This window comes from Sulfitobacter sp. R18_1 (assembly GCF_017743915.1).
GTDB classification, from domain to species: domain Bacteria; phylum Pseudomonadota; class Alphaproteobacteria; order Rhodobacterales; family Rhodobacteraceae; genus Sulfitobacter; species Sulfitobacter faviae.
Genome location: NZ_JAGHRG010000013.1, coordinates 106045 through 113927, shown reverse-complemented (window position 1 = coordinate 113927; position 7883 = coordinate 106045). Strand labels below are relative to the sequence as shown.

Here is a 7883-nt window from a genome sequence, read left to right as displayed (position 1 = left end):
GTGATCATAGCGCGAGCAAAACACCTGGTCCCATCCCGAACCCAGCCGTTAAGTGCCGTAGCGCCGATGGTACTGCGTCTTAAGACGTGGGAGAGTAGGTCATCGCCAAACCTAATAAGTTCCTAGATCACAACAGTATCTCTCGACGATGATCAGAATAACAAAACCGCCGCAGCTCAATGCTGCGGCGGTTTTGTGTTTGAGGGGGGTAATCTCCCGACCTGCAAGAACCATATGACGCCCGGTTACCGGGGCCTGCTTCTGGCATCCGCTTGACGCTGCCCGAAGCCCTGTCAGAGTAGCGGCGACAGTCGACGTTGGGAGGCGGGGCATGGATATTGAGACGCTCTTTGGCTTGGGGGGAAAGACCGCGTTAATCACCGGCGGGGCCACGGGCATCGGGCGGATGGCGGCGGAGGCTTTGGTGCGGGCTGGGGCGCGGGTTCTTTTGGCCAGCCGGAACGGAGAGGCCTGCGCGGCGGTGGCCGATGAACTGAATGCGCTTGGTGCACGGGGCAGCGCGGAGGGTTTCGCGGGCGATGTGGGGACTGAGGCTGGTGTGGATGCGCTCGTGGCTGAGGTTCAGGCACGCAGCGATCGGCTGCATATTTTGATGAACGACGCGGGCGTGACTTGGGGCGCGCCCTTGGGGCAGTTCCCTTACCGGGCTTGGGACAAGGTGATGGGCGTCAATGTCGCGGGCCTTTTCGATCTTACGCAAAAGCTGTTGCCGCTTCTCAGCGCCGGGGCCACGGCGGATGATCCCGCGCGGGTCGTCAATGTCGGGTCGGTCATGGGGGAGCGCGAGATGGGCGACGGCGCCTATAGCTATGCCGCGTCCAAGGCGGCAGTCATTCATTTGAGTAAAATCCTCGCCAAGGAATTGGCGGGGGAAGGGATCACCGTGAACGCACTGGCGCCGGGGCCCTTCGTTTCGCGCATGACGGCATTCGCCACGGGCGATGAGAAGACGCGGGCCGCGGTGGGGCAGGATGTCCCGCTTGGCCGTGTTGGGCGGGATGAAGATATCGCAGGCTGCATGCTGTTTCTTTGCGGACGCGGCGGCGCATATGTCACCGGGGCCGTGATCCCGGTCAGCGGCGGCATCAATGTGATGTCGGGACCGAATATTTTTGAAAAGGCATTGTGATGCCGAACGATAGACCCCGAACGGAGACCCCATATGCGTGACGACAGCCATCTACCCCAAGCTCTGCGCGGCCTGCGCCTGCCGCTGGTCGCCTCGCCGATGTTCATTCTCTCGGGGCCCGAGCTGGTCATCGCGCAGTGCAAGGCGGGGATCGTCGGGTCTTTCCCGGCGCTAAACGCGCGGGAGGCAGAGGGCGAGCCGCCCTTGCTGGATGTTTGGCTGACCCAGATCACCGAAGCCTTGGACAAGCACAATCAAGAGAACCCCGACCGGCCCGCGGCCCCTTTCGCGGTCAACCAGATCGTGCATCGGTCGAACGCGCGTCTGGAGCGTGATCTTGAGATTTGCGTCAAACATAAGGTGCCGATCTGGATCACCTCGCTTGGCGCGCGTGTCGAGGTGAACGAGGCCGCACATTCCTGTGGCGGGGTGACGCTGCATGACGTCATCAACAACCGTTTCGCGCGCAAGGCGATCGAGAAGGGCGCGGATGGGCTGATTGCCGTGGCGGCGGGGGCCGGGGGCCATGCGGGGCCGCAGTCGCCCTTCGCGCTGATCCGCGAAATCCGCGAATGGTTCGACGGGCCGCTTTTGCTTTCCGGGGCCTTGGCCACGGGCGAGGGGCTGTTGGCGGCCCGCACCATGGGTGCCGATCTGGGCTATATGGGCTCGGCCTTCATCGCCACGCGAGAGGCGAACGCCGTGCCGGGCTACAAGGATATGATCGTCTCGGGCGGGGCGGATGACATCGTGACATCGTCGCTCTTCACCGGGGTGTCGGGCAACTATCTGCGCCCATCGATCGAGGCGGCGGGGCTGGACCCGGACAACCTGCCATCGGCGGATGCTTCTTCGATGAACTTCGGCTCGGGATCGTCCAAACCCAAGGCGTGGAAGGAAATCTGGGGCGCGGGGCAGGGGATTGGCGCTGTCAAAGAGATCGGCGGCGCGGCCGACTTGGTGGACCGTATCGAGGCGGAGTATCGCGCCGCTGGCGCAAGGTTGGCAGCGGAGTTCGCACAGTGAGCACGGATACCCAAACCCTAGACGAAGACGCCGTTTGCCGCTGGTTGGAGGCGAACCTGCCGGGCTTTGCCGGGCCGTTGGAGGTCACGAAGTTTCAGGCCGGGCAATCCAACCCGACATTCCTGCTTTCGACTCCGGCGCATGACTATGTGCTGCGTCGCAAACCGCCGGGGGTGCTGTTGAAATCGGCCCATGCGGTTGATCGGGAGTTTCGGGTGCAGAAGGCTTTGGCGGACAGTCAGGTGCCGGTCGCGCGGATGCACCTGCTTTGCGAAGACGAGGGCGTCATCGGCTCGATGTTCTATGTCATGGACCATGTGCCGGGGCGCAACTTCAATGACCCCACGCTGCCAGAGCTTACCCCGGCAGAGCGCGGCGCGGTGATGGATGAGATGAATGGCGTGCTGGCCGCGCTGCATGAGGTTGATATCGACGCGGCGGGGCTGTCAGACTACGGCCCGCCGGGTAACTATTTCGAGCGGCAGGCGGCGCGCTGGTCGAAACAATACCGCGCGTCGGAGACCGAGCCGCAGCCGGATATGGATAGGCTGATGCAGCGCCTCAGCGCCGAGCTGCCCGAGGACGACGGGCAGCGCACGTTGGTGCATGGCGATTACCGGATCGACAATATGATCTTCGACACCCATGGCACCGCCTGCCGTGCGGTTTTGGATTGGGAACTGTCGACCATCGGCCATCCCTTTGCCGATCTGGCCGCCGTTATCATGCAGTGGCAGATGCCGGTGGGGGCCGAGGGGCGCGGCTTGGCCGGGGTGGACCGCAAGGCGCTTGGCCTGCCCACCGATGCCGAATTCATCGCCGCCTATTGCCGCAGGCGCGGGCTGAAGGGCATCGACAATTTCGGCTATTACCTCGCCTTTTGCTTTTTCCGCATGGCGGCGATCATTCAAGGCGTGCTGAAACGCGCTTTGGAAGGCAACGCCTCGAACCCCGAATACGGGTTGAAATTAGGGCAATACGTCCCGGTTTTTGCGCGCCATGGGCTGGAGGCGCTGGATCGCGACCGCTGAGCGGGCGGCGGGGCGTTTGGCGCTTGAGCTTTGCGGTGAAAACCTGTTGCTAGGGCCGAAACACCCCGGCCCGAAAGGATGACCCATGACCAACGCTGCGCGGCAATTGCTTGATCTGTTGGATATCGAACAGCTTGAGGTCGATCTGTTTCGGGGCACGGGTGCTGGCGGTGAGACCTCAATGCGGATTTTCGGCGGTCACGTCATCGCGCAGGCGCTGATGGCGGCTTACCGGACGGTGCCGGACCGGGCGTGTCATTCGCTTCATGCCTATTTCATCCGGCCCGGGGATCCGAAAATTCCGGTGATCTATCAGGTCGACCGCGCCCGCGATGGGGGCAGTTTCACGACCCGGCGTGTGGTGGCGATCCAGCATGGCAAGCAGATCCTGAACCTCTCCGCCTCTTTTCAGGTCGAAGAAGAGGGGTTTGATTGGCAGCATGAGATGCCGCAGGTCTCTGCCCCGGAAAATTGGCCCGACCGGCCCGAATTGCGCGAGGCTTTTGCCGAGAAGCTGCCCGAGAAATACCGTGGGGACTTCCTGCGCGAGCGCCCCATTGAGATCCGAGAGGTCGAGCCGCGCGATTTCATGACGCCCGAAAAGGTAACCGACCGCAACTATCTGTGGTTCCGCATGGGGGCCGCCGAAGGGCAGAACCCAGTGATGCAGCACGCGCTGCTGGCCTATGCCTCGGACATGAACCTGCTCGGCTCCTCTCTGCGGCCCCATGGGCTGACGTGGTTTCAGGGCAAGGTGATGACGGCCAGCCTTGACCACGCCATGTGGTTTCACGCGCCGATCCGCTTTGACGAATGGCATCTCTATGCGCTGGACGCGCCCTTTACCGGCGGGGCGCGGGGGTTCAACCGTGGGATGATCTACAATCAAAACGGGCAGTTGGTGGCCAGCGTGGCGCAGGAGGGGCTGCTGCGCCCGATCCGGCCCAAGGGGGAGAGCTAGGGGCCGCTAGCTGTCTTTCGCCGCCCCAAAGCGCCGGTTCAGCTTGCGCATTCCGCCGATCCAGCGGTCATAATCCTGCGCTTTGCCCTGCATATAGTCGCGCACCTGCGGATGCGGCAGCACCAGAAAGACCTCATCGCGGATCGCCTGCACGCAGGCTTCGGCCACCGGCTCAGGCTCCAACATGCCGTCAATCGCGGCGACATGATCTTCCAGCCCGCGCATCATCTCAGTCCGGACCGCCTGCGGGCAGAGCACAGAGACCTTGATCCCGTCGTCGCCATAGCTCATCGCCAGCCATTCGGCGAGGCCCACGGCGGCGTGTTTCGTGACCCCATAAGGCGCCGCGCCGACCTGATTGAGCAGCCCCGCCGCCGAGGCGGTGTTGAGCAGATAGCCACCCCCGCGCGCCCGCATCAGCGGCACCAGATGCCGCGCTGCGCGCACATGGCTCATCACGTTGATCTCCCAAATGCGCTGCCACTCGGCATCCGGCACTTCGACACCGCCCTCGACCGAGATCCCGGCGTTGGAGCAGAAAAGATCAATCGGCCCGATATCACGCTCGACGCTGTCGATCAGCGCGACGATCTCCGCCTCTCGCGCGACATCGACGCGGAAGGCCGTGCCGCCGACCTCAGCCGCCGTCGCCTCGGCCCCCGCGCTGTCGATGTCCACGCAGACGATATGCGCAGGCGCTTCCCTAGCAAAGCGCAGCGCCAAGGCCCGCCCGATGCCGCTGGCGGCCCCGGTGATGACGATGACGCGGCCCGCGAGATCCATATCAGCTGTCGCTGCCAGAGCCGCGCGCGTTCGACGCCTGAAAGGCCTTCACCTCGGCCCGGGCGATCACCTGATGGTGCACCTCATCTGGCCCATCGGCAAAGCGCAGCGCGCGCTGCCACGTGTACATGCCCGAAAGCGGGCTCCACTGGCTCATACCCGTCGCCCCATGCACCTGCATAGAGGCGTCGATGATCTCGCAGGCTTTTTCCGGCACCAGCGCCTTGATCATGCTGACCCAGATGCGGGCCTCTTTATTGCCCAAGACATCCATCGCCTTGGCCGCTTTCAACACCATCAGCCGCATCGCTTCGATGTCGATCCGCGCGCGGCTGATCGTTTCCATGTTCTTGCCGAGGTCGATGATCTTCTTGCCAAAAGCCTCGCGCCCCAGCCCGCGTTCGATCATCAGGTCCAGCGCCTTTTCCGCCGCCCCGATCGAGCGCATGCAGTGGTGAATCCGCCCCGGCCCAAGCCGCACCTGACTGATCTCGAACCCGCGCCCTTCGCCCCAAAGCACGTTTTCGCGCGGCACGCGCACATCGGTGAAGCGGATATGCATATGCCCATGCGGGGCGTCGTCATGGCCAAAGACATGCATCGGGCCGAGGATTTCCACCCCCGGCGTGTCCATGGGCACGAGGATCTGGCTCTGCTGGCGGAAAGTCTCGGCCTCGGGGGAGGTTTTCACCATGACAATCATGATCTTGCAGCGCGGATCGCCCGCGCCCGAGATATAGAACTTCTCGCCATTAATCACCCAATCGTCGCCATCCAGCACCGCGCTCGTCGAGATGTTTCGCGCATCCGAAGAGGCGACATCAGGCTCCGTCATCGCAAAGGCCGAGCGGATCTCGCCGGCCAGCAGCGGCTTCAGCCAGCGCTCTTTCTGCTCGGGCGTGCCGACACGCTCCAACACCTCCATATTGCCGGTATCCGGGGCGGAGCAGTTCAGGCTTTCCGGCGCCAGCGGGCTTTTGCCCAGTTCGGCGGCGATATAGGCGTAATCGAGGTTCGCCAGCCCCTCACCGGTTTCGGCATTGGGCAGGAAGAAGTTCCACAATCCCGCCTCCCGCGCTTTTTGCTTGGCCCCGTCGAGCAATTCCAACTGACCGGGCGCATAGGACCAGCGGTCGGCGCGGCCTTCGCCAAGGCGAAAGAACTCTTCGGTGATCGGATCGACATTCTCGCGGATGTGCTTGATGACCGCCGCCATCAGTGGCTTGGCCTTCTCCGACATTTCGAGATTGTTCATATCCAAAGTCTGATCGATCATCCTATGCTCCCGGTGATGATGGTTCGCGGTGCTGCCCGGTTCCTCCACAGGCGGCCCTTTGGGGGGAGCCTATGCAATCGCCGCGGCCTTGCCAATCGCGGGCAGGGGGCGGCAGGCTTTACGCCACGTCATTAAGCCGTTGAAACCCGCGCGCAGGCGCTTAAGTTCAGCCTATGACAGATGCATTGATCAAAGACGTCCTCACCCGCACCCGCCGCATCGCGGTGGTCGGTGTTTCCCCAAATCCGGCGCGGCCCAGCCACTATGTCGCTGAATACCTTGCACAAAAGGGGTATGACGTGGTGCCGGTAAACCCGGTGCACGCGGGCAAGGAAGTCTTTGGCAAGACCATCGTCGCCACTCTGGCCGAGATCGACCCGCCGGTGCAAATGGTTGATATTTTCCGCCGGTCCGAGGATGTGCCCCCCGTCGTGGACGAAGCGCTGGAGGCTTTTCCCGAGCTTGAGACCATCTGGATGCAAATGGGCATCACCAATGCTGAAGCGGCGGCCAAGGCCGAAGCACGCGGCGTGGATGTGATCCAAGACCGCTGCCCCAAGGTGGAAATCCCGCGCCTGCTAGGCTGATTATTTCCGCGCGGCCTTTTCGGCGATGCCGGAGGACGATTGCCGCCGGGCCAACTCATCCAGCACATCGCCTAGCGGTACATCCCGCGCGGCCAGCATCACCAACAGGTGGTAGAGCACATCGGCGGCTTCCGAGGTCAGACCTTTGCGGTCATCCTTCACCGCCTCGATGATTGCCTCGACCGCCTCTTCGCCGAACTTTTCAGCGCATTTCTCTGGCCCCTTGGCCAGCAGTTGCGCGGTCCAACTGCTTGAAGGATCAGCGTTTTTACGGCTCAGAATGGTGGCGTATAGGTCATCAAGTGTCATGAAAGCCTCATTGGAATGCCTGCGGCGGCCATATGCTGTTTGGCCTCCTGCACGGTATATTCGCCAAAGTGAAAGATGGAGGCGGCCAACACCGCCGAGGCACCACCTTCGATCACCCCATCGACAAGGTGATCCAAATTGCCGACCCCACCGGAGGCGATCACCGGCACCGACACGGCATCGGAAATGGCGCGGGTCAGCGGCAGGTTGAACCCCTGTTTGGTGCCATCGCGGTCCATCGAGGTCAGCAGGATTTCACCTGCGCCCTTTGCGGCCACGGTGCGGGCGAATTCCACGGCATCGATGCCCGTGGGCTTGCGCCCGCCATGGGTGAAAATCTCCCATTTGCCGGGGCTTACGGTCTTGGCGTCAATCGCGCAGACGATGCACTGGCTGCCAAAGTGATCCGCCGCTTCGGCGATCACATCGGGGTTCGCCACGGCGGCGGAGTTGAAGCTGACCTTATCGGCCCCCGCCAACAGCAAGGCCCGCACGTCAGCCACGGTCCGCACGCCGCCGCCCACGGTCAGCGGGATATAGCAATGCTCGGCGGTGCGGGTGACCAGATCGAACATCGTGCCGCGGTTTTCATGGGTGGCGTGGATGTCGAGAAAGCAAAGCTCATCCGCCCCCGCCGCATCATAGGCGATCGCGGCATCCACGGGGTCGCCCGCATCACGCAGGCCGACGAAGTTCACACCCTTCACCACGCGGCCATCGGCCACGTCGAGACAGGGGATGATGCGGGTCTTTAGCATGG

At 63.1% G+C, this 7883-nt stretch carries 9 protein-coding genes and 1 rRNA gene; 6 read left to right on the top strand and 4 right to left on the bottom strand.

Annotated elements, in window-relative coordinates; translation table 11 throughout:
- The 5 genes from rrf to J7392_RS21635 form a co-directional block, all read left to right on the top strand.
- Nucleotides 1–111 (top strand): 5S ribosomal RNA (gene rrf, locus J7392_RS21655); the annotation flags it as partial.
- Between the two features lie 220 nt (nucleotides 112–331).
- Nucleotides 332–1150: an SDR family oxidoreductase gene (locus tag J7392_RS21650; protein WP_209219376.1), complete on the top strand. Its 819-nt coding sequence runs from the start codon at nucleotides 332–334 to the stop codon at nucleotides 1148–1150.
- A gap of 33 nt (nucleotides 1151–1183) precedes the next feature.
- Nucleotides 1184–2176: a nitronate monooxygenase family protein gene (locus J7392_RS21645; RefSeq protein ID WP_209219375.1), complete on the top strand. Its 993-nt coding sequence runs from the start codon at nucleotides 1184–1186 to the stop codon at nucleotides 2174–2176.
- Nucleotides 2173–3207, top strand: coding sequence for a phosphotransferase family protein (locus J7392_RS21640; RefSeq protein ID WP_209219374.1), 1035 nt, complete (start codon nucleotides 2173–2175; stop codon nucleotides 3205–3207). Before J7392_RS21645 ends, J7392_RS21640 begins: the two co-directional genes overlap by 4 nt.
- An 85-nt stretch (nucleotides 3208–3292) precedes the next feature.
- A complete protein-coding gene (locus J7392_RS21635) occupies nucleotides 3293–4168 on the top strand; it encodes an acyl-CoA thioesterase II (protein WP_209219373.1) in 876 nt (291 codons plus the stop codon).
- Between the two features lie 6 nt (nucleotides 4169–4174).
- On the opposite strand, the gene J7392_RS21630 is transcribed toward J7392_RS21635, so the two are convergent.
- Nucleotides 4175–4951 carry an SDR family oxidoreductase gene (locus J7392_RS21630; protein ID WP_209219372.1) on the bottom strand — a complete coding sequence of 259 codons (777 nt, stop codon included), beginning with the start codon at nucleotides 4949–4951 and terminating at the stop codon, nucleotides 4175–4177.
- Nucleotide 4952: 1 nt separating this feature from the next.
- Complete coding sequence (locus tag J7392_RS21625) at nucleotides 4953–6206, bottom strand: acyl-CoA dehydrogenase family protein (protein WP_209219388.1); 1254 nt, start codon at nucleotides 6204–6206, stop codon at nucleotides 4953–4955.
- Nucleotides 6207–6400: 194 nt separating this feature from the next.
- Between J7392_RS21625 and J7392_RS21620 the strand changes: the two genes are divergently transcribed.
- The gene (locus J7392_RS21620; RefSeq protein WP_209219371.1) at nucleotides 6401–6814 is read left to right on the top strand and encodes a CoA-binding protein; all 414 of its coding nucleotides are present in this window, start codon (nucleotides 6401–6403) and stop codon (nucleotides 6812–6814) included.
- On the opposite strand, the gene J7392_RS21615 is transcribed toward J7392_RS21620, so the two are convergent.
- On the bottom strand, nucleotides 6815–7123 hold the full coding sequence (locus tag J7392_RS21615) for a phosphoribosyl-ATP diphosphatase (RefSeq protein WP_209219370.1): 309 nt from the start codon (nucleotides 7121–7123) through the stop codon (nucleotides 6815–6817).
- Complete coding sequence (gene hisF / locus J7392_RS21610) at nucleotides 7120–7881, bottom strand: imidazole glycerol phosphate synthase subunit HisF (protein WP_067265192.1); 762 nt, start codon at nucleotides 7879–7881, stop codon at nucleotides 7120–7122. Before hisF ends, J7392_RS21615 begins: the two co-directional genes overlap by 4 nt.
- Nucleotides 7882–7883: the final 2 nt, after the last annotated feature.